Annotated in this window: 21 protein-coding genes and 2 tRNA genes; 11 read left to right on the top strand and 12 right to left on the bottom strand. The window is 70.5% G+C overall.

The genetic code is table 11. From position 1 onward, the window contains the following. Positions 1–185 precede the first annotated feature (185 nt). Together ACLQ2S_RS03295 and ACLQ2S_RS03290 are read left to right on the top strand one after the other, a co-directional pair. Positions 186–1,439 (top strand): L,D-transpeptidase, encoded by a 1,254-nt coding sequence (locus tag ACLQ2S_RS03295; protein ID WP_155221506.1) that lies wholly within the window; start codon positions 186–188, stop codon positions 1,437–1,439. 125 nt (positions 1,440–1,564) lie between these two features. Continuing rightward, positions 1,565–2,869 (top strand): L,D-transpeptidase, encoded by a 1,305-nt coding sequence (locus ACLQ2S_RS03290; RefSeq protein ID WP_155221507.1) that lies wholly within the window; start codon positions 1,565–1,567, stop codon positions 2,867–2,869. A 99-nt stretch (positions 2,870–2,968) separates the two neighbouring features. Here ACLQ2S_RS03290 and ACLQ2S_RS03285 read toward each other — a convergent pair. Beyond that, positions 2,969–3,044 (bottom strand) — tRNA-His (locus tag ACLQ2S_RS03285). Positions 3,045–3,187: 143 nt separating this feature from the next. Beyond that, positions 3,188–3,778, bottom strand: a complete 591-nt coding sequence (gene orn / locus ACLQ2S_RS03280; RefSeq protein ID WP_155221508.1) for an oligoribonuclease — start codon at positions 3,776–3,778, stop codon at positions 3,188–3,190. Positions 3,779–3,851: 73 nt separating this feature from the next. Between orn and ACLQ2S_RS03275 the strand changes: the two genes are divergently transcribed. Next, a complete protein-coding gene (locus ACLQ2S_RS03275) occupies positions 3,852–5,153 on the top strand; it encodes a glycosyltransferase 87 family protein (RefSeq protein ID WP_425701078.1) in 1,302 nt (433 codons plus the stop codon). Between the two features lie 129 nt (positions 5,154–5,282). Here the strand turns inward: ACLQ2S_RS03275 and ACLQ2S_RS03270 are convergent, their stop codons facing one another. From ACLQ2S_RS03270 to ACLQ2S_RS03260, 3 genes are all read right to left on the bottom strand, one after another. Continuing rightward, complete coding sequence (locus tag ACLQ2S_RS03270) at positions 5,283–6,194, bottom strand: hypothetical protein (RefSeq protein ID WP_155221509.1); 912 nt, start codon at positions 6,192–6,194, stop codon at positions 5,283–5,285. A gap of 140 nt (positions 6,195–6,334) precedes the next feature. Beyond that, positions 6,335–7,090, bottom strand: coding sequence for a YcnI family protein (locus ACLQ2S_RS03265; protein WP_155221510.1), 756 nt, complete (start codon positions 7,088–7,090; stop codon positions 6,335–6,337). 14 nt (positions 7,091–7,104) lie between these two features. Next, entirely contained in the window at positions 7,105–8,760 is a 1,656-nt protein-coding gene (locus ACLQ2S_RS03260; protein WP_375335372.1) for a copper resistance CopC/CopD family protein, read from the bottom strand. 362 nt (positions 8,761–9,122) lie between these two features. Here ACLQ2S_RS03260 and ACLQ2S_RS03255 point away from each other — a divergent pair, with 362 nt between their 5' ends. The 4 genes from ACLQ2S_RS03255 to ACLQ2S_RS03240 are packed head-to-tail and all read left to right on the top strand — an operon-like array spanning position 9,123 to position 11,896. Continuing rightward, positions 9,123–9,626 (top strand): sigma-70 family RNA polymerase sigma factor, encoded by a 504-nt coding sequence (locus ACLQ2S_RS03255; protein WP_155221549.1) that lies wholly within the window; start codon positions 9,123–9,125, stop codon positions 9,624–9,626. Further along, a complete protein-coding gene (locus ACLQ2S_RS03250; protein ID WP_155221512.1) occupies positions 9,623–10,120 on the top strand; it encodes a MauE/DoxX family redox-associated membrane protein in 498 nt (165 codons plus the stop codon). Before ACLQ2S_RS03255 ends, ACLQ2S_RS03250 begins: the two co-directional genes overlap by 4 nt. Further along, positions 10,113–10,829 (top strand): DsbA family protein, encoded by a 717-nt coding sequence (locus ACLQ2S_RS03245; RefSeq protein ID WP_155221513.1) that lies wholly within the window; start codon positions 10,113–10,115, stop codon positions 10,827–10,829. The genes ACLQ2S_RS03250 and ACLQ2S_RS03245 overlap by 8 nt, the downstream gene beginning before the upstream one ends. Continuing rightward, positions 10,826–11,896, top strand: coding sequence for a hypothetical protein (locus ACLQ2S_RS03240; RefSeq protein ID WP_309223767.1), 1,071 nt, complete (start codon positions 10,826–10,828; stop codon positions 11,894–11,896). Before ACLQ2S_RS03245 ends, ACLQ2S_RS03240 begins: the two co-directional genes overlap by 4 nt. A 37-nt stretch (positions 11,897–11,933) precedes the next feature. On the opposite strand, the gene ACLQ2S_RS03235 is transcribed toward ACLQ2S_RS03240, so the two are convergent. Genes ACLQ2S_RS03235 through ACLQ2S_RS03220 form a run of 4 tightly spaced genes read right to left on the bottom strand, consistent with a single transcriptional unit; the run spans position 11,934 to position 14,588 of the window. Next, the gene (locus ACLQ2S_RS03235) at positions 11,934–12,704 is read right to left on the bottom strand and encodes an energy-coupling factor ABC transporter ATP-binding protein (protein WP_309223768.1); all 771 of its coding nucleotides are present in this window, start codon (positions 12,702–12,704) and stop codon (positions 11,934–11,936) included. 7 nt (positions 12,705–12,711) lie between these two features. After that, the gene (gene cbiQ, locus ACLQ2S_RS03230) at positions 12,712–13,482 is read right to left on the bottom strand and encodes a cobalt ECF transporter T component CbiQ (RefSeq protein ID WP_309223769.1); all 771 of its coding nucleotides are present in this window, start codon (positions 13,480–13,482) and stop codon (positions 12,712–12,714) included. A gap of 6 nt (positions 13,483–13,488) precedes the next feature. Beyond that, positions 13,489–13,875 carry a PDGLE domain-containing protein gene (locus ACLQ2S_RS03225; RefSeq protein ID WP_309223770.1) on the bottom strand — a complete coding sequence of 129 codons (387 nt, stop codon included), beginning with the start codon at positions 13,873–13,875 and terminating at the stop codon, positions 13,489–13,491. Then, positions 13,872–14,588 carry an energy-coupling factor ABC transporter permease gene (locus ACLQ2S_RS03220; RefSeq protein ID WP_309223771.1) on the bottom strand — a complete coding sequence of 239 codons (717 nt, stop codon included), beginning with the start codon at positions 14,586–14,588 and terminating at the stop codon, positions 13,872–13,874. The genes ACLQ2S_RS03225 and ACLQ2S_RS03220 overlap by 4 nt, the downstream gene beginning before the upstream one ends. 141 nt (positions 14,589–14,729) lie before the next feature. On the opposite strand from ACLQ2S_RS03220, the gene bcp reads away from it, so the two are divergent. Together bcp and ACLQ2S_RS03210 are read left to right on the top strand one after the other, a co-directional pair. Next, positions 14,730–15,206: a thioredoxin-dependent thiol peroxidase gene (gene bcp / locus ACLQ2S_RS03215; RefSeq protein ID WP_425701077.1), complete on the top strand. Its 477-nt coding sequence runs from the start codon at positions 14,730–14,732 to the stop codon at positions 15,204–15,206. Positions 15,207–15,317: 111 nt separating this feature from the next. Continuing rightward, a tRNA-Leu gene (locus ACLQ2S_RS03210) sits at positions 15,318–15,405 on the top strand. 54 nt (positions 15,406–15,459) lie between these two features. On the opposite strand, the gene ACLQ2S_RS03205 is transcribed toward ACLQ2S_RS03210, so the two are convergent. The 3 genes from ACLQ2S_RS03205 to ACLQ2S_RS03195 form a co-directional block, all read right to left on the bottom strand. After that, on the bottom strand, positions 15,460–16,467 hold the full coding sequence (locus ACLQ2S_RS03205; protein WP_425701076.1) for an expansin EXLX1 family cellulose-binding protein: 1,008 nt from the start codon (positions 16,465–16,467) through the stop codon (positions 15,460–15,462). Positions 16,468–16,562: 95 nt separating this feature from the next. Further along, complete coding sequence (locus tag ACLQ2S_RS03200; RefSeq protein ID WP_425701075.1) at positions 16,563–17,381, bottom strand: MOSC domain-containing protein; 819 nt, start codon at positions 17,379–17,381, stop codon at positions 16,563–16,565. Positions 17,382–17,385: 4 nt separating this feature from the next. Then, positions 17,386–18,219, bottom strand: coding sequence for an O-methyltransferase (locus tag ACLQ2S_RS03195; RefSeq protein WP_425701074.1), 834 nt, complete (start codon positions 18,217–18,219; stop codon positions 17,386–17,388). Between the two features lie 194 nt (positions 18,220–18,413). Between ACLQ2S_RS03195 and ACLQ2S_RS03190 the strand changes: the two genes are divergently transcribed. Continuing rightward, a complete protein-coding gene (locus ACLQ2S_RS03190; RefSeq protein ID WP_425701073.1) occupies positions 18,414–19,487 on the top strand; it encodes an LCP family protein in 1,074 nt (357 codons plus the stop codon). Positions 19,488–19,833: 346 nt separating this feature from the next. Further along, the gene (locus ACLQ2S_RS03185) at positions 19,834–21,129 is read left to right on the top strand and encodes a sugar transferase (RefSeq protein WP_425701072.1); all 1,296 of its coding nucleotides are present in this window, start codon (positions 19,834–19,836) and stop codon (positions 21,127–21,129) included. Positions 21,130–21,185 lie beyond the last annotated feature (56 nt).

The raw sequence follows: 21,185 nt of genomic DNA, 5'->3' as shown, positions 1-21,185 counted from the left end.
GCTGACAACGGGGAGAACCTTAGCACGCACCCTGAACCGGGTTCCAATCCGATCCCCGGGTCCTCCCTTCGGTCGAGCTTTCCGGACATCTGACGAAAACCGTTCGCAAAGGGTGGGACCGAGGTGATGCCGGACGACAGCGATACGGCACGATGTCCGCCAAGTGCGCAACGACAGGGGTGGGGATGGGCAGGTTCGCGCGGGCCGGGGCGTTGTTGGGCGCCTTCGGGCTGGTGGCGTCGCTGGCATTGTCGGGTTGCGGTGAGAAGCGGGCGGCGGCCGAGTTCGTGCCGGGCCAGCAGGCTGGCCCGACGGATGCGGGGACGTCGGACACACCGCAGGTGCCGAGCGGCCCGCCGCTGGCGGTGACTCCTGCCGACGGGGCGAAGAACCGGCCGGTCAGCGTGGAGATCGGCGCGAAGCTGCCGGACGGTGGTCAGGTGTCGCAGGTCACGCTGAAGAGCGAGGACGGCAAGTCGGTCAAGGGCAAGCTGCGTACGGATGGATCGTCCTGGGTGCCGTCGGCGCCGCTGAAGTGGTCGACCCGCTACACCGCCACCGTGTCCGCAACGAGGCCGGACGGCTCGGTCAGCGAGGGAACGAGCACGTTCACCACGATGGCCAAGCCGAATTCGATGATCACCTCGGGGTTGTACCTGTTCGACGACCGGACGTACGGGGTGGCGATGCCGGTGGTGGCGGAGTTCCACCCGGGCATCCCGAAGAAGGACCGGGCCAAGGTGCAGAAGCGGATGTTCGTGCAGACGGATCCGCCGCAGCCGGGTGCCTGGCACTGGGTGAGCAACGGCACGCAGGCGTACTACCGCGCCCCGGAGTACTGGAAGGCCGGGACCAAGATCACCGTACGCATCGCGCTGGCCGGCATTCCGCTGAGCAACGGCCGGTACGGCAACGTCGACCGCAACGCCACTGCGAAGATCGGCTCCGCGTTCGAGATGAAGGTGACCAACTCGGACAAGCAGATGCGGGTGTACCAGGACGGACAGCTGATCAAGACGCTGCCGGTCAGCCTGGGCAAGAAGAAGACCCCGTCGTCCAGTGGCACGCTCGTGGTGATGGAGAAGAAGGAAGCCACCGTCTTCGACACGATGGACGACCCGGACCCGGCGAACCGGTACGTCACCGACATCCAGTTCGCCCAGCGTCTCACCTGGGGTGGCGAGTACATCCACGCGGCACCCTGGTCAGAGCACGTCCAAGGGCGGGAGAATGTCTCCCACGGCTGCGTGAACGTCTCGATGGCGAACGCGCGCTGGCTCTTCAAGCGTACGAAGATCGGCGATCCGATCACCATCACCGGCACCGAGCGCAAGCTGGCGGCGGGTAATGGTTGGACCGCGTGGAACCTGAGCTGGTCGGAGTTCGTCAAGGGCAGTGCGCTGCCAGTTCCGGACGGTGGCGCAGGTCCGGCTATATAACCGGACAAAGTATGTCACTATCCGGACATCCCGCTCCACGTGTTTCGGTTCACTCGCCGCAACGGGTACGTGAGTTGATGCGTCAGTGATGTGGACGGGCAGCGGACCACGACTGTGAGGACACGATGCGAGTTCGGGACCAGCGCAACCGGCAGAGGGTGATCGTCGCGGGCCTGCTCGCCGTGACGTTGGCGCTGACCTCCGCCTGCACCGGCGGCGGGAAGGGTGGCGACAAGGGGCCGGGCTGGCAGGACGGCGCCGATCAGCCGGCCGCGAAGGCGTCGGTGAGCATCAGCGAGCCGGCGGCGGGCGCCAAGGACGTGCCGGCGTCGGCGGCGATCGCCTTCACCACGGAGCAGGCCGAGGACGTCACGGTCAAGCTGACCGACGCCGAGGGCGAGGAGGTCGAGGGCACCCTCGCCGACGACGGCCGCAGTTGGCTGCCGTCGAAGGCGTTGACCTACGGCACCTCGTACACCGCCACCGTCACGGCGACCGGCGACGACGGCCTTCCGGCGACCGCGACCAGCGATTTCACCGTGATGAAGAAGCCCGCCAAGCAGGTACGCATCAGCAGCTTCCTCGGTGACGACCAGACGGTCGGGGTGGCCATGCCGCTCATCGTGAAGTTCGGTCGGGCCATTCCGGAGCAGTACCGCGCCGAGCTGCAACGCCGGATGACGGTGACCTCCCAGCCGGCCCAGGAGGGCATCTGGCACTGGGTCAGCCCCACCGAGGTCCGGTACCGGCCGAAGGAGTTCTGGCAGGCCGGTAGCAAGGTGTCGTACCGGGTGCAGGCCGGCGGGCTGCCGCTCGGCGACGGGTGGTACGGCCGGGCCGACCTGACCGTGGACATCACCATCGGGCGGAAGCTGCTCATGACGGTGGACAACCGGACCAAGCGGATGACCGTGACCCGGGACGGCGAGACGATCAAGACGATCCCGGTGAGTCTGGGCAAGAAGAGCACCCCGTCCTCCAGCGGCACCATGGTGGTGATGGAGAAGCTGCGCAAGACCGTCTTCGACACGTACGACGAACTGGGCCCCGAGGACGGCTACCGGACGAAGATCGACTACGCGCAGCGGCTCACCTGGGGTGGCGAGTTCATCCACGCGGCGCCCTGGTCGGAGGGGCAGCAGGGCACGACCAACGTCTCGCACGGCTGCGTGAACGTCTCCATGGCCAACGGCGCCTGGCTGTTCAACAACACGAAGGTCGGCGACCCGATCATCGTCAAGGGCACCGAGCGTAAGCTGGCCAACGGCAACGGCTGGACCGACTGGAACCTCAGCTGGGAGGAGTACGTCAAGGGCAGCGCCCTGCCGTACGAGCCGGCGGAGCCCGAGGAAGCCGACGAGCCCGAGGAAGCCGACCAGACCGACGAGATCGACCCGGACGTCTCGGCGGGCGACACCCCGATCACCTGAGCACCCGCGACGGCGGTCTTCCCTGGTGGGAGGCCGCCGTCGCCTCCACTACCGGCCGGAATACGACTCAGGCCCCCTCCGCGGAGGGGGCCTGATCATTGGGGTGACTGATGGGAATTGAACCCACGACAACCGGGACCACAACCCGGTGCTCTGCCAACTGAGCTACAGCCACCATGCCGCCGCGCCCAGTCGAACGCCCGGGGCGGGTGCGCTGAAATCATACCCCCACCACGGGCGACCCCGTCCAGCGGGTTGCCGCCGGGCCGCGGCGCGGCGACGTGAGCACGCCAGCACGGCCCCGGACGACCTGTCTAGTCAGAGTTCTCCGGCGATCGCCTTGGCGCTCTCCACGTCGGGCCCGGGCAGGGGCACGAAGATGGTGCGCCGGTAGTACTCCAGCTCGCGAATGCTCTCCCGGATGTCGGCCAGGGCCCGGTGTGCCAGGCCCTTCTGCGGCTGGCCGAAGTACACGCGGGGGTACCAGCGGCGGCACAGCTCCTTGATCGAGGAGACGTCGATCATGCGGTAGTGCAGGTGGGCGTCGAGGCGGGGCATGTCCCGGGCGATGAAGCCACGGTCGGTGGCGATCGAGTTGCCGCAGAGCGGGGCGGTACGCGGGTCCTTGACGTGGCGGGTGACGTATTCGAGCACCCGCTCCTCGGCCTCGGCGAGGGTGACCGTGGAGCGGCGTACCTCTTCTGTCAGTCCCGACTTGCCGTGCATCGTCCGCACGATCTCGGGCATCGCGTCGAGCGCGGCGTCGTCGGCGTGGATCACCACGTCGACACCGTCGCCGAGCACGTTGAGATCGGGATCGGTGACCAGCGCGGCGACCTCGATCAGCTTGTCGCCCCGGAGGTCGAGCCCGGTCATCTCACAGTCGATCCAGACGAGAAGATCAGCCATCGCAACAGCCTACGCGCAGCCCAAGTCTCGTGGCTGCGCGCCGCTACGGTCACCGACCGCTAGGGTCTTCCCCGTGCCCGCCGAACCTGCCACACCACCCAGCGTCGACCTGGACGATCCGGGTAGCCGTACGGCTCGTCGGGTCGTGGGAGCGGTGGCGTTGGCGGCGGTCCTTCCGGCCCTCTACCTGCCCGGGACCATTCACAATTTCTTCGACCTGAAGATCTACATGGCCGCCATGGACTGGTGGGCGGCCGGCAACCCGCTCTACGACTACGCCCAGCCGGACCGGGTGCAGGGCGAGCTGTTCTTCACCTATCCCCCGTTCGCCGCGCTGCTGCTGTTGCCGTTCTCCTGGTTGAAGCTGGGCGCCACCGTGGCGATCTTCACCGGGCTGACGCTGCTCGGCGTGGTGGTCACCACGAAGTGGCTGCTGGACCCGGTGATCCGTCGGCACCACCTGCCGCACCTGTTCACCCTCGTGGTGGGTGTGCTGCTGGTACTCGGCGTGGAGAGCACCCGGGAGACGATCACCTTCGGGCAGATCAACATGCTGTTGGTGGTGTTGATCCTGGCCGACCTACTGTTCGCCGTACCCCGGGACGGCCGTTGGGCCGGGGTGGGGATCGGGTTGGCGGCGGCGCTCAAGCTGTTCCCGGCCATCTTCGTGATCTACCTGCTGGCGACCCGGCGGTGGCGGGCGGCGGTGGTGGCCGGGGCGACGGCGGCCGGGGCGACCCTGTTCGCCGCGGCGGTCGCGCCCGGTGACTCGTGGCGGTTCTGGACGCACGAGTTGTGGGCCACCGATCGGGTCGGCCGCACCGACTACACCGGCAACCAGTCGCTGTTCGGGCTGCTGAGCCGACTCACCGCCCCGGAGGAGCCGAGTCGGCTGCTCTGGCTGCTGCTGGTCGCGGTGGTCACCGGGTACGGCCTGTGGCGGGCGGTCCGGGCGTCGCAGGCCGGGGACGCGCTGACCGGGCTGACCCTGACCGGGCTGGTGGCGGCGTTGATCAGCCCGATCACCTGGACGCACCACATCTACTGGTTCATCCCGGCGGTGGTGATCCTGCTGGACGCGGCGTTGGGCACCGACCCACGCACCGTCGCGGGGGCGCGCCGACGCCGCCGGCTGGTCACCCTCGCCGTCGGCGTCACGGCGATCATCGTGTACGGGGTGGTGTCCTTCTACGACTGGGGCATCAAGCCGTCGCCCACCGACAGCCCGTGGGAGTTCCTGCTCCGCAACGCGTACGTGTGGCTCTGCCTGGTGTTGCTGGTGGTCCTGCCGGTGCGGGGCCGCGTCCGAGGCACTCCGGCGGCAGCCCACAAAGTCGGACACACTTCCCGAGACTCCCATTCGACGGTAATCTAGCCCCAGGGTTACCAAAAACCCCACGTACACCGATACCCCCGGTGAAGGGCGGCCCTCCGCGTCGGCAGCGCGGAGGGCCGCCCGCACCGTCTCCGCGCCTCAGCCCGCCGCGCTGGCAGGCGCGCCGGGTCAGCGGGGTGGGGTCGGAGGGCGTAGCGGGCGAGGGGCCGTGGGGGTCGGGATCTCGGCGAGGCTGGCCGGGCGGGGGCCGATCGCGGGGCGGTTCGGCGCGGCCGGTGCCGCCACCGAGACGAGTTGACGCTCGGGAACCCGGCGGGGGCCGGGTGGCGTCGGGGCGCCCAGGCCGGTGAGCGAGCTGACCCCGAGTCGCCCCGCGAGCACCGGCACCTGGTCCGGCTCGACCACGAAGACCACCTCGCGGGGGCGGATCGGCCGCAGCAGCACCAGCGCGGCGAGGACGACCAGCAGCGTGCCACCGGTGAGCGAGCCCCAGGTGGCCGGGGCGATCCAGCCGGCACGGAGTTCCGCGCGCAGGTCGAGGGTGACTCCGGCCGCGCCGTCGGGCCGCATCAGCACCAGGCTCAGCCGCTGCCCGGCCAACTCGTCGGGGCTCCACTCGATCACCCCGTACCCGGCGCGTACCCAGAAGGTCTGCGCGACCGGCGCGGCCGGGACGCTCGGCGGTGTCCCGTCGGCCGGGGTGACCTGCTCCAGCCGGACCGGCAGCGGGCCCCGGGCCAGCGACACCCGCAGCACCGCCGCGTGCGGCGCGCCGGTCAGCCACTGCTGCGCCTCCTCCGCCGGGGCCAGCCCGACGAAGGCCGGTCCGTCGGGCGTCCGGGCGTCCAGCCGCAGCCGGGCCTGCCCGCCCCGGGCGAACGGCACCTCCTGTCGTACCAGGGTGTCGAGGTCACCCACCACCACCGCGTGGCCCGGTGTCTGCACCGTCTCGAAGCGGGCGGTGAACGCGCCGCCGGGGTCGGCGTGACCGGTCAGCAGACCGAGCACGGCCGCGCCGAGCAGCGCGCAGGTGCCGACGGTCAGCAGCAGCATTCCGGTCAGCGTCCACACGAAACGCATGCGCCCTGTTCCCCTCTGTAGCCAGATACCCGGCCGACCTTACCCACGCCGACCTGCTGATCAGCGGATATCCACGGCAGCGGCCCAGAAAGCGGGCAGGCCCGCCGGGATCACCCGACGGGCCTGCGGGGCGATGACGCTCAGGAGGTCGCCGCCGGGTCGCTCGTGGCCGCACCGCCGGCGCGGCGGGTACGGGCGAAGGCCAGCCCGCCGAGCACCAGCCCACCGAGTCCGGCGATCAACCCGGCGATGCCGAGGCCGACGGCCAGGCCGTTGCCGTCGGCGTCACCGTCGTCGGAGGCCGCCTCGCCGGACTGGCCGGTCGGCTCCTCCGTCGGCGTGTCGGAGGCTGCGGTGAGGGTGAGCACCGGCGCCGGTGCGGCCGGCTCCTCGCCGCCGGACTGCGGCTCGTCGATCCAGCGGACCACCTCACCGTCGGAGTAGGTCTGCAACGACTTGAAGACCATCTGGTCGACCTCGGGCAGCGGGCCCAGGGAGACCGGGAACTCCTGGAAGGTGCCGGGGGCGATGGCCGCTCCCTCGTCGGCGGTCCAGGTGATCTTCGATACCACCTCGGTGATCTCGCTGCCGTGCACCTGCACCGGCGGGTCGACCTGTCGCTTCTCCACGTTCACCGTCCAGCCGGGCACCGGCATGGTCGACACCGAGCCGACCGGTGCGTTCTCCGGCAGGAAGACCTCCAGCTTGGTGGTCGACGCGGTGTCGCTCTCGTTCGGTACCCGGAAGGCGAACCGTCCGTAGCCGCCCTGTTGCGCCTCCCTCGGGTTGACCGTGACGTGTGCCGAGGCCGGGGCCACGAAGCCGAACACGGCGGTGGCGACGGCGCCGAGCGTCAGGGCGGCGGCGGTGGCTACGAAACGCCGGTGACGGAGCATCGATGGGACCTTTCTTATCGGATGGGCACGGTGGCGGTCACCGTGGCCTGGTCGATCTCGGTGGTACGTGCGGTGACCCGCAGTTCCCACTCCCCCGCTGCGGGCAGACTGATCTCTCCGGTGGCGTGGTTGTCGGTGAGCGGCAGCAGCGGCACCTGGATGGGCTCGATCCCGGCCGCCGGCAGGGCCACGGTGACCTGCCACTCGACGACCGGCTGCGGCTGGTTGTCCAGCGTGTACGCGTACAGGTGCACCGAGTTGTTGCCCCGGCGTGCCGGTGACACCTCGATCTGCATGGAGTAGAGCGAGCTGGTCGCCGTGGTGCTGAAGTAACCGCTGTCGGTGGCGGCCACGTCGGTGGCCACGCTTCGGGCGGGAGTCGTCTGGACCAGGGTCGCCGACACGCCCAGCACGATCGCGGTGATCGCCAGCTCGGCCCAGATCGCCCGGCGTACCGGGGCCGGTCGGCTGGCCGCGACGCGGGTGCGTACCAGGTGGCGAGAGTAGGCGGCAACCCCGATGACCAGCGCGAAGAGACCGATCTTGGCCAGGACCAGCCGCCCGTACGTGGTGTTCACCAGCGCCGCCGGGGTGGCCACCTCGATCAGCGCCTGGACGGTGCCGGCAAGCAGCAGCGCGGAGACGGCCAGGGCCGCCCACCGTGACCAGATCGGCAGGATCGCCCCGAGTTCCCGCTCGTCGGCCCGGCGCAGCAGGAACACCGCGAGCATCATCAACCCACCCAGCCAGACGGCCATGCCGCCCAGGTGCACCGTGTCGACCAGCACCGACACCGCCGGGGCGGGCGAGGCGGCCGGATGCCCGGACAACGGCCACGTGACCAGCGCTCCGGCGGCGAGGACACCGAGGATCACCAGATCCGTCCGGCCGACCGGCCCGGCCAGCAGCGGCCGGAGCAGCAACGCCGTCGCGGCCAGCAGACCGAGACGGACCAGGTGGGCGGCGCCGAAGGCGCTGCCGAGCACCAGGCCCAACCCTTCGCCGGTGATGTCGAACAGTCCGCCACCGTTGGTGTAGGGCACCTGGAGCAGCAGTGCCGCGACCGTGGCCAGCGTCACCAGCCCGAGGCCGGTCCAGGCCAGCCGGGCCGGTCCACGCCGGGACAGCCGGCGCGGCCAGAGCAGCGCGAGCACCAGCGCGGACCCGATGACCAGCAGCAGCCCCGCGTAGCCGACGAACTTGGCGACCTTGACCGCGGCGCCGACCACCGGGTTGGCCTTCCCGTCGTCACCGCTGTCCACCGGGGGCTCGGAGGGTGCGCCCACCGAGTAGGTGAACGCGCCGGAGACCGGGTGGCTGTCTGCGGAGATCACCCGATAGGTGACCAGGTAGGTGCCGTTGCCACGGTCGGTGTCGACCGGGATGTTGACCACGCTGCCGGCGAAGGTGGGCTCACCCCGGTCCGCCCGAGACCCGTCCGGCGCGATCACCCGGATCCGGTCCGGCACCTTGCGTACCGCCTCGCTGAAGGTGAGCACCACCTCGGCGGGCGGGGCGGGCACCACGGCTGAGGCGGCCGGGCTGCTGCTGGAGAGCACGGCGTGGGCGCTGGCCGAGGTGGCGGGGACGAGCAGCAGGGCCACGACGGTGACCAACAGGCCGGCGGTCGCGGCCAGCCGGGCGAAACGGCGGCGATGGACGGCAGTCATGACGCCCATGGTCGCCGACGACACCCGCCCAAGGCGAGTCACATGCATCGATTGACGGCGATTGCCCATGATCGAGCGCGAGCGCGCGAACACCGGGCCGGGAGTCATGAGCAGATAGTCGGCCGGCAGCACGGAAAAGTTCCCGGAGTGGTGCACCCCATTGAAGGGTCGAAGGACCCTGCTGCTCACCGTGCCGCCGCGTAACCTCAGTTGTCGTGATCCCCGCCCCGCGCAACACCTCCGCCGCCGCCGAGACCGTCGGCGCGGACCGTGCCGACGGTCGCCACCGGGGGCCGCGACAGGGGGAGCCGGGACGGACGACTCCGGCGGAGCCGACCGTCGACCCGGCCACCCGGTGGGCGCTGGCCGCTCGGGATGGCGACCCGGCCGCCCAGGCCGCCTTCGTGCGCGCCACCCAGGCCGAGGTGTGGCGCTTCGCCGCAGCGCTGATCGATCCGGACAGCGCCGACGATCTCACCCAGGAGACCTACCTGCGGGCGTTCCGCGCGCTGCCCGGCTTCGCCGGCCGGTCCAGCGCGCGCACCTGGCTGCTCGGCATCGCCCGGCGGGCCTGCGCCGACCACCTCCGCACCGTGGTACGACGCCGACGACTCGACCAACGGCTCAGCGCGCACGCACACACCGACGTGCCGCACCCCGACCCGGCCGGTCAGCTCGGCGCCACCGACCTGGTCCGCCGGTTGACCGCCGAGCGGCGCGCGGCGTTCGTGCTGACCCAGTTGCTCGGCCTGTCGTACGCCGAGGCCGCCGTGGTGGAGGGGGTGCCGGTCGGCACGATCCGTTCCCGGGTGGCTCGGGCTCGGGCCGAACTCGTCGACGCGGTCGGTGAGGCGTTGGCCGGATGAACAGCAACCCGCGCGCCTGGCGTCCCTGGCTCGGTCTCGCCGTCCGGCTCGGGTTGGCCGCCGTCTGGCTCTGGGCCGGCTGGTCGAAGGTCGGTGACCTGGCCGCCTCCGGTCGGGCGGTGAACGCCTACCAGATCCTGCCGTACGACGTGGCGATGGCGGTCGGCGCGGCGCTGCCCTTCGTCGAGTTGGCGCTGGGCGTGCTGCTGGTGCTCGGACTGGCGACCCGGTTGGTCGCCGGAGTCTCCGCGGCGCTGCTGCTGGTCTTCATCGCCGGCATCGCCTCGGCCTGGTCGCGGGGGCTGGCCATCGACTGCGGCTGTTTCGGGGTGGGTGGCGAACTGCCGGCCGGAGAGACCCCCAGCTACCTCCCGGAGATCCTCCGGGACATCGGCTTCCTGGCATTGGCCGGGTTCCTGCTGATCTGGCCCCGCACCGCCGTCTCCGTTGACGGCGCGCTGACGGGCGAACCGGTGGAGGACGAGGATGAGTAGTCGCAAGGGACGCAAGGACGCGGCCCGGGTGGTCAGGGAACAGCTGGCCCGGGAGCGACGCCGCAAGCGAACTCTGTGGATCTCGGTGGGCGCGGTGCTGGTGCTGGTCATCGCCGGTCTGATCGGCTGGAGCGTCTGGTCGAGCCAGAAGTCCGGCGACTTCACCGCCCCGCCGGGCGCCAACGACTCGGGCACCGGCATCGTGGTCGGTTCCGGGCCGGTGACCGTCGACATCTACGAGGACTACCTCTGCCCGGCCTGCAAGCAGTTCGAGCAGACCAGCGGCGCCACCATCGAGCAACTCGTCAACGACGGCAAGGTCCGCGTGGTGTACCACCCGGTGGCCTACCTCAACCGCTACTCCAGCACCGAGTACTCGACGCGGTCGTCGGCGGCGTCCGGCTGCGCCGCCGAGGGCGGCAAATTCACCGAGTTCGGCAAGGCGCTGTTCGAGCGGCAACCACCGGAGGGCGGTGCCGGACTCAGCAACGACGAGCTGATCGACATCGGTGCCGAGGTCGGGCTGGACCGCGACGCGTTCGGCAGCTGCGTCCGCGAGGGACGGTACCGGTCGTGGACCGCGCACGTCACCGACGAGGCGAGCCGCGCCCGCATCACCGGCACGCCGAGCATCCTGGTCGACGGGGAGCCGGTGCGGGACTGGACGCCGGAGAACATCACCGCGGCGGTGGAGGCGGCCGGCAGGTGACACCGCTCGCCCGGGCCGGGCTGCTGCTCACCGGCACGATCACGGCGATCCTCGCGACCGCCGCCCCCGCCCTCGCCCACGGCGCGGACGCGCCGAACGGCACGGACTACCGGGTGTCCGTCACCGGGGTCACCCCTGACGGCACCGACCTGCGGGTACGGGTGATCGAGGCGGGCGCCCGGCTGGAACTGACCAACACCGGTGACACGCCCGTAGAGGTGATCGGCTACTCGGGTGAGCCGTACCTGCGGGTGGGACCGGACGGGGTCTACGAGAACACCCGTTCACCGGCGACGTACCTCAACCGCACGATCGTCGGAGACACCGCCCTGCCGGCCGAGGTCGATCCCGCCGCCGAGCCGCGATGGCGGCGGGTGGACAGCGGGACGACGGCACGTTGGCACGACCAGCGGGCGCTGTGGCGCGAGGCACAACCGCCCGCCCAGGTCCGTGCCGCCCCCGACCGCGAGCACCGGGTACGCGACTGGGTGGTGCCGCTCCGCCATGCGGACGGGCCCTCGGAGATCCGGGGCACCCTCGACTGGGTACCGCCGCCGGACGCGTACACCTGGTGGGTGGGTGCCGTCGTCGGGGCGCTGGCGGTCGGTGCGCTCGGAGTGCTGCCGGCCGCCTCCGCCCCCGGTCGGCGGGCGCTGGCCGCCATCGGCGGGGTGCTCGCCGTCGGCGGGGTGGCCGCGGTGGCGCTCGCCGTCGGGCGGGCGTTGGACGGCGGGGCCGAGGGGGGCGCGGTTCTGCCGGCGCTGCTGACCGGACCGTTGTGGACTCTGGTGACCGGCGTCGGCGCGATCGTCGCCGGTGCCCGGGTGGTGGTCGCCGAGCGGTCCCACGCCGACTTCGTCGTGGCGCTCGCCGGTGCCTGCCTGGCCCTGTTCGCCGGGGTGCCGAACGTCGCCGGGTTCGCCCGTGCGGTGCTTCCGACGCCGTGGCCGCCCACCGTCACCCGGATCCTGGTCGTCCTCGTCGTGGTGGGCGGGGCCGGGGCACTGGCCGCCGCGTTGCTGCGGCTGCACGCCGCCGGTCGGCGCGCGCCCGCCGGCACCTCCTGAGCGACGACCGCTACCGATCCGCGCCGTCGGTGGGGGGCTACTCGTCGGCCGGGGCTCGTCCCCGGATCGGGCGGAACGGGTAGGGCAGTTCGAGGCGGTGACGGGCGAGCAGCTCCTCGTCGTCGAGCAGGACCGGTGTCGGTCCGTCGGCCACGATCCGCCCGCCGTCGAGGATGACCGAGCGGTCGCAGAGTTCGAACGCGTACGGCAGGTCGTGGGTGACCATCAGCAGGGTCACCGGCAGGCTACGCAGGATGTCGGCCAGTTCCCGCCGGGCTGCCGGGTCGAGGTTGGACGACGGTTCGTCGAGGACCAGGATCTCCGGGCGCATCGCGAGCACGGTGGCCACCGCCACCCGGCGACGCTGGCCGAAGGAGAGGTGGTGCGGCGCCCGGTCACGGTGTCCGGACATGCCGACCGCGGCCAGTGCCTCGTCCACCCGGGCGGCCAGTTCCGGCCCGCGCAGCCCGAGGTTGGCCGGCCCGAACGCCACGTCCTCGGCGACGGTGGGCAGGAAGAGCTGGTCGTCGGGGTCCTGGAAGACGATGCCCACCCGGCGGCGGATCTCCGCCAACGTCGCCCGGTCCTGGTCGACGGCGAGGCCACCGACCACGACGTGCCCCTCGCTGGGGGTCAGGATGCCGTTGAGGTGCAGCACCAGCGTGGTCTTGCCGGCACCGTTGGGGCCGAGCAGTGCGACCCGCTCGCCCTTGGCCACCGTCAGGTCGATGCCGTGCAGTGCGACATGGCCGTCCGGGTAGGCGTACCGGACGCCACGCACGTCCAGGCTCGGTGGGGTGGGCTGCACGCTTCGATCATGTCAGGACGGCCGCCGTGGCGGCGACGGTGGCGGCCATGACCGGCACGGTGGCCGCGATCAGCCACTGCCCGGTCGTCGCCGTCGCCGTGCCCTGCCAGACCGGCGGCATCCGACCGGTGTAGCCACGCGACACCATCGCCAGGTAGACCCGCTCGCCGCGCTCGAAGGCGCGGAGGAACAGCGCGCCGATGCCGGCGGCGAAGCCGCGCAACTGCCACACGAAGCGCGGGTCGTCGCCCCGGGAGATCCGGGCGAGCCGCATCCGTCGGGCCTCGCCGACCAGCACGTCGAGGTAGCGCAGCATGAAGGTGGCGATCTGGGTGAGGATCTGCGGGCAGCGCAGCCGGTCCAGCCCGACGATCAGGTCACGGGTGCTGGTCGTCGCGGCCAGCAGCAGCGACGCCCACACGCCGAGGGTGCCCTTGGCGATGATGTTCCACGCGCCGTAGAGACCGTCGACCGACAGCTGCCAACCGGCCACGTCCACCCGTTCGCCCGCGCCGAGGAAGGGCAGGGCGAAGGCGAACAGCACGAACGGCAGCTCGATGGTCGACCGCAGCAACAGCCAGCGGGCGGTCACCCGGGCCAGCGCCGCGACTGCGGCGACCAGCAGCGCGTACGCGCCGAAGGCCCAGAGCGCCTCGCGCGGGGTGGCGACCACGGCGAGCGTGAACGCCACCATCGCGGCGATCTTGACCTCCGGCGGCAGCCGGTGCACCGGCGAGTCGGCCGACCGGTACAGCACGTGGGCGTGACCGGCCCCCACCGCCGCCTACCCCCCGCTCGTGGTGGCCGGGTCAAAGCGTTGCGTGTCGGTCTGCTCCTGCGACACCGGATCCCGGCGGCGGACCAGCCAGAACGCCCCACCGGCCACCGCGAAGGTCAGCAGGACACCCAGGACACCGGAGAGCCCGGTGGAGAGGAAGTCGTTGTCCACACCCGCGATGCCGTAGTCGGCCAACGGTCCGCCGATCTCGTGCTCCCGCGCCTGCTGCGCGGGGCAGCTACCGCCGATGATCTCGTCGTTGGCGTCGAAGGTGCAGCCCTCCCGCAGCGACGAGTCCAGCCCGTCCGGATGCGACGAGGCGAAGTTGCTGACCACACCGGCCAGCAGCAGGGCGACCAGGAGCCCGCCGACGATGAAACCCCACTTCCTCACCGGACACCTCCGACGGTCGGAACGGTCACCGACGCGGCCGGTTTCCGGGCGCGCAGCGCATACACCAGATCGGGTCGGACCTTCGCCACGGTGACCACGGTGGTGGCGGTGATCAGCCCTTCACCGATGCCGATGAACAGGTGGGACACGGCCATGGTGGAGGCCAGACCGGTCAGGTTCCCGCCGAGATCGGTGGTGCCGCCGAGCTGGTACTGGAGCACGAAGCCCATCGCCGCGACGACCACGCTGACCAGCGCGGAGACGAAGGCGGTGACGGCCAACCCGGCCGGGTTGCGCGGCAGCACCCGGAGCAGCAGGACGATCAGCAGGTACGCCACCACGATGCCGATGACGGCCATGTTGGTGATGTTGAGCCCGAGCATGGCCACCCCACCGTCGCCGAAGACGAGCGCCTGCACCACGAGCACCACCGCGACGCAGAGCGCGCCGACCCACGGCCCGACCAGCATGGCGGCGAGGGCACCGCCGAGCAGGTGGCCGCTGACCCCGGCGGTGAAGATCGGAAAGTTGAGCATCTGCACGGCGAAGATGAACGCGGCGACCAGACCGGCCATCGGCGCCAGCCGGTCGTCCAGGTCCTGCCGTCCCCGCCTGACGCAGTACGCCATGGCGGCCAGGGCGATCACCGCGAAGACCGCGGCGACCGGACCGTTGATGATGCCGTTGGAGATGTGCATCGCCAGGGTTTCCACGTGACCTCCCACGTGTCGACGAGCCCGTGCCCGCCGGCAGGGGTGAGCCTATTTCCCATACTGTGCTGTTGCCAAGAGCTGGCAACAACATCGGTACGCCGTGCCGACCGACCCGGAGTCGCCCGGCGATAGGGTCGTGTCATGACCGCACCCGCCCGCCTGTCCCCCGGAGACCCCGCGCCCGGATTCAGCCTGCCCACCGACACCGGCGGGCAGCTCACCCTTGCCGACCTGCACGGCCGCAAGATCATCCTGTACGCCTACCCCGCCGCGATGACTCCCGGCTGCACCAAGCAGGCGTGCGACTTCCGCGACTCGTTGGCCTCGTTGCAGGCCACCGGATACGAGGTGGTCGGTATCTCGCCGGACAAGCCGGAGAAGCTGGCGAAGTTCCGCGAGCGGGACGCGATCACCTTTCCGCTGGTCGCCGACACCGACAAGACGGTGTTGACCGCCTACGGCGCGTACGGCGAGAAGCAGATGTACGGCCGCACCGTCACCGGCGTGATCCGCTCCACCTTCGTCATCGACGAGCAGGGCCGGATCGAACGGGCGCTCTACAACGTCAAGGCCACCGGCCACGTCGCCAAGCTGCGCCGCGACCTCGGCCTGGACTGAGTCGTCGTCGCGCCGCGTCCGTCGTCTCGGCCGGAAGGCGCGACGGCTGGCTCATCCCGAGGGAGGCCGGGTTCGCCCCGGCCGGGGTTCGCTCTAGAATCACTCAGGCCAGCGGGAGTGGCGGAACTTGGCAGACGCGATAGGTTTAGGTCCTATTGTCCGAAAGGACGTGGGGGTTCAAATCCCCTCTCCCGTACCAGCAGCAATCCCTGCCAGACCGGCTCCCCAGGTTGTCGAAAGCCCGGCCACGATCTCAGCCGCAGCCGGGTGAGGGGGCGGGGGCAGCAGCGACCGCCTCGACCGCGCTCGGCTCGGCCGAGGCGGTCGCACCGTCCGTCACCGTGGCCGACGGCGTCGGCCGGGCCGAGGCACGGGTCGACGCGCTGGCCGACGGTGACGGACGCGCCGACGGTGAACTGGTAGCCGCGACCGACCCACTGGAACCGCCCCCGTACATCCGGACGGAGCTGCGCTGCACCTGGCCCGGCGCCATCTTGATGCCGGTGGCGGTGACCCGGTGGCCCCGGGTGTCGGTCACCCGGATCTGGTACGGGCCCGGCCCGGCCCCGGAGTCGATCAACCAGTAGTTGTAGCTCTCCCGAGCCGCTGACCGCCACGCACCCGAACTGCCCTGGCGCACCTCGACCGAGCGCAGCGGGTTGCCGTGCCCGGCGACCAGCACCGCGAACCACCACTGCGACGCACCCTCCTTGATCCGGAAGGTGAGCGGGCCGGACAGCGGCGGGTCGACGACCAGGCGGTAGCTGACGTCGACGACACCCTGGACCGGGTCGGCGATGCGGGCGAAAGCCTCCCGGGACAGGTCGATGTGGCCGGGCGCGCACTCGGGGCACTGGTCCATCACCATCACCCGCACCGTGCCCTTCGGCCCGGTCACGTCGAGATACCCGCCGCAGGCGGCACCGTCGGCGTACTCCGAGGGGCCGAGCGCGACATACCGCCGGTCGGCCGGTGCGGCGGGATAGGAGCAGTTACCGCCCGCGCCCTTCGAGTCGTAGAAGGTCGCCTTTCCCTTGTGGAGGGTGCCGGCGGCCGGCGGAGCGAGCAGCACGTCGACGGCCGGCAGCGCGACAGCGGGACGAACCAGTGCGGCGCAGGCCGGAGCGGCACCGGACTGGAGAGCGAGGCTGAGCCCGACGACCGTGGCGAGCACGGCGACGGCCCCGCCGGCCAACCAACGACGCGGTGGAAAACGCCGGATCGGAGTCTGGGCGGCAGGGCCGTCGGTTCCGTCGGTCACGTGCAGACATGCTGCCCGAGCGTCAGCCGCCCGAACAAGCGAGCTAAGCGAAAGCTAATGAAGAGGTTCGTCGCGGCGGCGCGTCGCCACCCCGGTCAGTCGAGCAGCTCCACCGGATCACCGAGCCGCACCCGGCCCGCCTCCAGCGGCACCAGGTTGAGTCCGAACAGGAGCTTCCGACCGATGTTGCGGTGCCGGGCGAGGGTACGCAACGGCTCACGGCCGCGTACCCCGGTCTCCTGGTCGGTGGTGATGACCAGGCAGCGTGCCGACGGACCGGCGGCGCGGAACCGGACCCCTCCGATGCGTAGACCACGCCCGGGCCAGTCGTCCTCCGCCCAGGCGGCAGCACCGTCGACCACCAGGTTGGGCCGGAAGCGGGTCATCGGCACCGGCTGGGCACCGCTCGCGTCGAGCCAGTCGCCGAGCGCGGCCAGCGACGCCGTGTTGGTCAGCAGCACCGGGTACGCGTCGGCGAAGCTGACCTGGTCACCGGGGTCGTACTCCCTCTCGCCCCGGGGGATGTGCCGAGCCGGCCGGGCGAGCCGAACCAGCCGGACCGGCCGACCGAGCACGTCGGTGAACCAGGCGTCGGCGACCGGACCGGCCGGCAACGCGTCGACCCGCAGCACCCGCCGCCGAAAGGTCCGCACCGGCACCGGCGTGACGTCGGTCGGCTCCGGCACCACCAGGTCGGGATGACCCTCGGCGTGCAACAGCAGCCCCTCGGGGCCGGGCCGGGCGTGCACCCGGACCAGCGACGCGAGGTCGCGCTGGGTGACGCCGATCCCCTCGTCGTCGACGAGCATCCAGCGTCGGTCCTCGTCCAGGCCCCACGGTCGTACCCCGGCCTCGTCGTGCACCAGGCCATGACAGCCCTTCACCGGATAGGTGCTGATCCCGCTCAACCGCACCCGGTCACCATGCCACGCCGATGCCATCCCCGGGGTACCAGTGGTTCGCCGGGGTCTCCCGGAAGGCGAGGAACCGCCGCCCGGTGCGCTCCGCGTGCTCGGCCAGCACATTGGTGTGGGTGACGTTGTCGGTGAGCAGCATCGCCCCCGGAGCCAACTTCGGCTCGACCGCGGCGAACTCGCGCCGCTCGTAGGCACGGCTGTGGTCACTGTCGTGCAGGAACAGGTCGACCGGCCGGTCCAGCGCGGTGATCGACTCGACCGAGTCGCCGATCACCAGGTCGATCACCTCCGACCAGGGCGCGGTGCGGGCTAGATACCCGGCCTCGGGGTTGATGTCGATGGAACTGACCCGACCGGGGTGCCCCTCGGCGGCATTGCGCAGCAGCGCGGCGGCCAGTACGCAACTGCCCAGCCCCTTGTCGACGCCGGTCTCCACGATGTGCTTCGGTCGCCGAGCCCGGACGATGGCGTACCAACCGATGCGGCGGGCGTACCGGACCTGCTGGTCGGCCAGACCACGCCGGGCCGCACCCGCGATCGTCGAACGGATGTGCTCCCGCAACGCGTCGTCCGACTCGATCTCGTTGAGGTACCCACGGACCTGCTTGACCGGCAGTTCGCAGACCACACTGACGAACCAGGCGAGATGGCTGCGACTGAGCTTGGTCAGCTCATACGTGTAGTTGTGATGCTCCCGCGACGCCACCAGCCAGCGAGCCGAGGTGCGCAGCACCTTCGCGTCGTGCCGGGCGACAGTGACCAGACGCTTCGGGAAGGCGGCGACGGAGGCGAGGCGGGTGCGGGCGATCGCCCGTCGCAGCTTGACGGCATCCATCGCTGCGTTCTACCAGACCCAGGGAGCCAGTTGGGTGAATCTTCGGAACAGGTAGGCCCAGGAGTCGCTCGCGCTGTCGAAGATCAATCGGATCGACACCCCTCATCGTCACCGGCTCGTCGCCGCACGCTCACAGCGTGCTGTGCCTGGACAGGGGGCACCAGCCCAAACATGAAGTCAGTAGCATGACCGCCATGTCGAGTGGTGAGCAGGCGGGGGCCATTCCCCCGGAAGAAGCCCTGCCGACGGGGGACACTGACGCTTCGGAGAACCCGGACGGGCCGGCGGCGAAGCCGCGCCGGCGAGGACTGCGGATCACGCTGATCGTGCTGCTGGTGCTGTCACTGGTCGGCGTGGGTGCGGTGGTGGCAAGCGGCCTCTACCTAAAGTCGGTCGAGTCGGACATCGAGCGGGTCGACGCGTTCGACAACGTGCCGGAGGAGACGCGACCCGAGGTGGTCGCCAAGGGTGCGCTGAACATCCTCATCCTGGGCAGCGACTCCCGCGACCCGGAGAGCACCGGCGGCTCGCGGGCGGACACCATCATCCTGGCGCACGTACCGAAGGACCGCTCCGCCGCGCAACTCGTCTCGATCCCCCGCGACACCTGGGTCGCCGTGCCTCGCTCGAAGGAGGGTCGTGGCGGCCGCGACGCGAAGATCAACGCGGCGTACGCCTGGGGTGGTTTGCCACTGATGGTGCAGACCGTGGAGCAGTACACCAAGGTCCGGATCGACCACGTGATGCTGGTGGACTTCGCCGGGTTCACGGAAATCATCGATGCTCTCGGCGGCATCGACATCACCTCGGAGAAGCGGTTCACCTCGATCCACCCTCCGTTCCGTACCTTCGAGCAGGGAAAGCAGCGACTCGACGGCGCTGCCGCCCTCGACTTCTCCCGCCAGCGCAAACAGTTCGCCGACGGTGACTTCACCCGGATCAAGCATCAGCAACAGGTCATCAAGGCGATCCTCGACAAGGCGGCGTCCGGCGGCATCCTGACGAATCCGTCCCGTCTGAACTCCTTCGTACGGGCCACGTCCAACGCCGTATCGGTGGACCGGAGCATGTCGCTTGTGGACATGGCGATGGAGTTGCGGGGTTTGCGAGGAAACGACCTGACCTTCATGACAAATCCGACCAAGGGAACCGGACGGGTCGGCAGTGAAAGCGTGGTCTTCGCCGACCCGGACAAGACGGCGCCCTTTTACGACGCCATCCGGCGGGACGCGGTCGACGAGATCCTCCGCACTGGTAAGTCGGGCTGAATTGGCCTAGCGGCTCTGGCGGCTGTCACCGGCGCGGTCGTATTCTTCGATCGCTCCGGTGGTTCCTCCCAGGTGCCAGCGGGGTCGCTTTACGGGGGAGGAACGGTTGATGTCGAGGCAACCTGTAGCGGGTTACCCGACCACGAATGAACGGGAGGGTATCGGCACGTCGCCTCCAGCGGGCCCCAGCAGCAGGATCGAACCCGGCGAGGAGGTCCCTGACCGGCAGCTCGACCCGCCCCCCGGAGCAGACGTCGGCGACGTACGCCGAGGTCTCGACGTGACGGCGGTGCTGCCGTACGCCAGTTCGCGCGCCTCAACCCGGACCCGGGCCCTACGAGCTTGGATGTTGACGGCACCGGTCGATGTCGCCGCGCTGCTGTCCCCGCTTGTCGTCACCCAGCAGCATTGGCGCGGCACCCTCGCCATGACGGTGCTGACGGTGGGCGTCTTCGCCACCGGAGGGCTCTACCGGGCCCGCCGTCACGTCAGCATCCTGGATGAGTTGCCCAGCCTTTGTGGTCGGTTGCTGGCCACCGCGTCCGTGGTCGCCATCATCGCCGCGCTGCGTCACGAATCACCGGCCTACCTGGTCGGGTTCATCCGTGGGGTGGCGATGGCCGCCGTGCTGGTGATCATCGGACGCCTCGTCACCCGGGAGATCGCCACCCTGGCCCGCCGGCGCCGCTGGGTGGAACACAACGCGATCATCATCGGTGCTGGCGCCACTGCCGTGGAGCTGGCTCGGTTGCTGCGCCGTTATCCCCGCTACGGACTGCGGTTCGTCGGGCACGTCGACAGTTCCGCGTCGACCGACGCGCTGCCCGTCCCGACCATCGGCACGCTCGACCAACTCCCCCAGTTGGTACGGCTGGCCGAGTGTGACGTCCTGATCATTGCCGAACCGCAGTGTTCAGAGCCCGCGTTGATGGAGATCCTCCGCCACCCGGTGGTGGCCGGATGCGATCTGTGGGCGGTGCCTCGACTCTGGGGATCACGTTCGCACGGTGACCACATCGGGGCCATTCCCATCGTTCGGGTAGGCGACACAACGCTGTCGGGTCCGCGCTGGGCCCTCAAGCGTGCGTCGGATGTGGTCTTCTCCGTAGTGGCCCTACTCGTCCTGAGCCCGATTCTGCTGCTCTGCGCGATTCTCGCCTTCCTGGACGGTGGGCGCGGCGTCTTCTTCCGCCAGGAGCGCATCGGCCGGCATGGACGACCGTTCGACATCATCAAGTTCCGGACCATGCGTCCGCTCGACGAGCACGAGTCCCAGACGAACTGGTCCATCGCGCACGACCGACGGGTGTCGCCCATCGGGCGTTTTCTGCGCCGTACGTCCCTGGACGAGTTGCCTCAACTGTGGAACATCCTCAGGGGCGACATGAGTGTCGTCGGGCCCCGACCGGAACGGCCCTACTTCGTCCAGAAATTCTCCGCGGAGTACCCGAGCTATGCCATGCGTCACCGGGTTCCCGTGGGTCTGACCGGTCTCGCCCAGGTCAGTGGTCTACGCGGGGACACCCCGATCTCCGACCGGGCCCGGTTCGACAACTACTACATCGAGAACTGGTCGCTCTGGTTGGACGCCAAGGTGCTGCTGCGAACGGTGGCCGAGGTGTTCCGTGGCGGTGGTCGCTGAGCGGCCTGTCAGTACCGCGCCGCCCTGATCGGGGGCAGCGTGTCCATCCCGCCCCG

The sequence above is a fragment of the Micromonospora sp. DT48 genome, from assembly GCF_049844495.1.
Lineage (GTDB): Bacteria > Actinomycetota > Actinomycetes > Mycobacteriales > Micromonosporaceae > Micromonospora.
The sequence above is the reverse complement of the archived record's forward strand: the minus strand, read 5'-3'. Positions and strand labels throughout refer to the sequence as shown.

What these genes read in the sequence shown, in the direction of transcription:
- ACLQ2S_RS03295 (WP_155221506.1), top strand. Translation starts at nt 186, where the DNA reads ATGGGCAGGTTCGCGCGGGCCGGGGCGTTGTTGGGCGCCTTCGGGCTG.
- ACLQ2S_RS03290 (WP_155221507.1), top strand. Translation starts at nt 1,565, where the DNA reads ATGCGAGTTCGGGACCAGCGCAACCGGCAGAGGGTGATCGTCGCGGGC.
- orn (WP_155221508.1), bottom strand. Translation starts at nt 3,778, where the DNA reads ATGGCTGATCTTCTCGTCTGGATCGACTGTGAGATGACCGGGCTCGAC.
- ACLQ2S_RS03270 (WP_155221509.1), bottom strand. Translation starts at nt 6,194, where the DNA reads ATGCGTTTCGTGTGGACGCTGACCGGAATGCTGCTGCTGACCGTCGGC.
- ACLQ2S_RS03265 (WP_155221510.1), bottom strand. Translation starts at nt 7,090, where the DNA reads ATGCTCCGTCACCGGCGTTTCGTAGCCACCGCCGCCGCCCTGACGCTC.
- ACLQ2S_RS03260 (WP_375335372.1), bottom strand. Translation starts at nt 8,760, where the DNA reads ATGACTGCCGTCCATCGCCGCCGTTTCGCCCGGCTGGCCGCGACCGCC.
- ACLQ2S_RS03250 (WP_155221512.1), top strand. Translation starts at nt 9,623, where the DNA reads ATGAACAGCAACCCGCGCGCCTGGCGTCCCTGGCTCGGTCTCGCCGTC.
- ACLQ2S_RS03245 (WP_155221513.1), top strand. Translation starts at nt 10,113, where the DNA reads ATGAGTAGTCGCAAGGGACGCAAGGACGCGGCCCGGGTGGTCAGGGAA.
- bcp (WP_425701077.1), top strand. Translation starts at nt 14,730, where the DNA reads ATGACCGCACCCGCCCGCCTGTCCCCCGGAGACCCCGCGCCCGGATTC.
- ACLQ2S_RS03195 (WP_425701074.1), bottom strand. Translation starts at nt 18,219, where the DNA reads ATGGATGCCGTCAAGCTGCGACGGGCGATCGCCCGCACCCGCCTCGCC.
- ACLQ2S_RS03190 (WP_425701073.1), top strand. Translation starts at nt 18,414, where the DNA reads ATGTCGAGTGGTGAGCAGGCGGGGGCCATTCCCCCGGAAGAAGCCCTG.
- ACLQ2S_RS03185 (WP_425701072.1), top strand. Translation starts at nt 19,834, where the DNA reads ATGTTGACGGCACCGGTCGATGTCGCCGCGCTGCTGTCCCCGCTTGTC.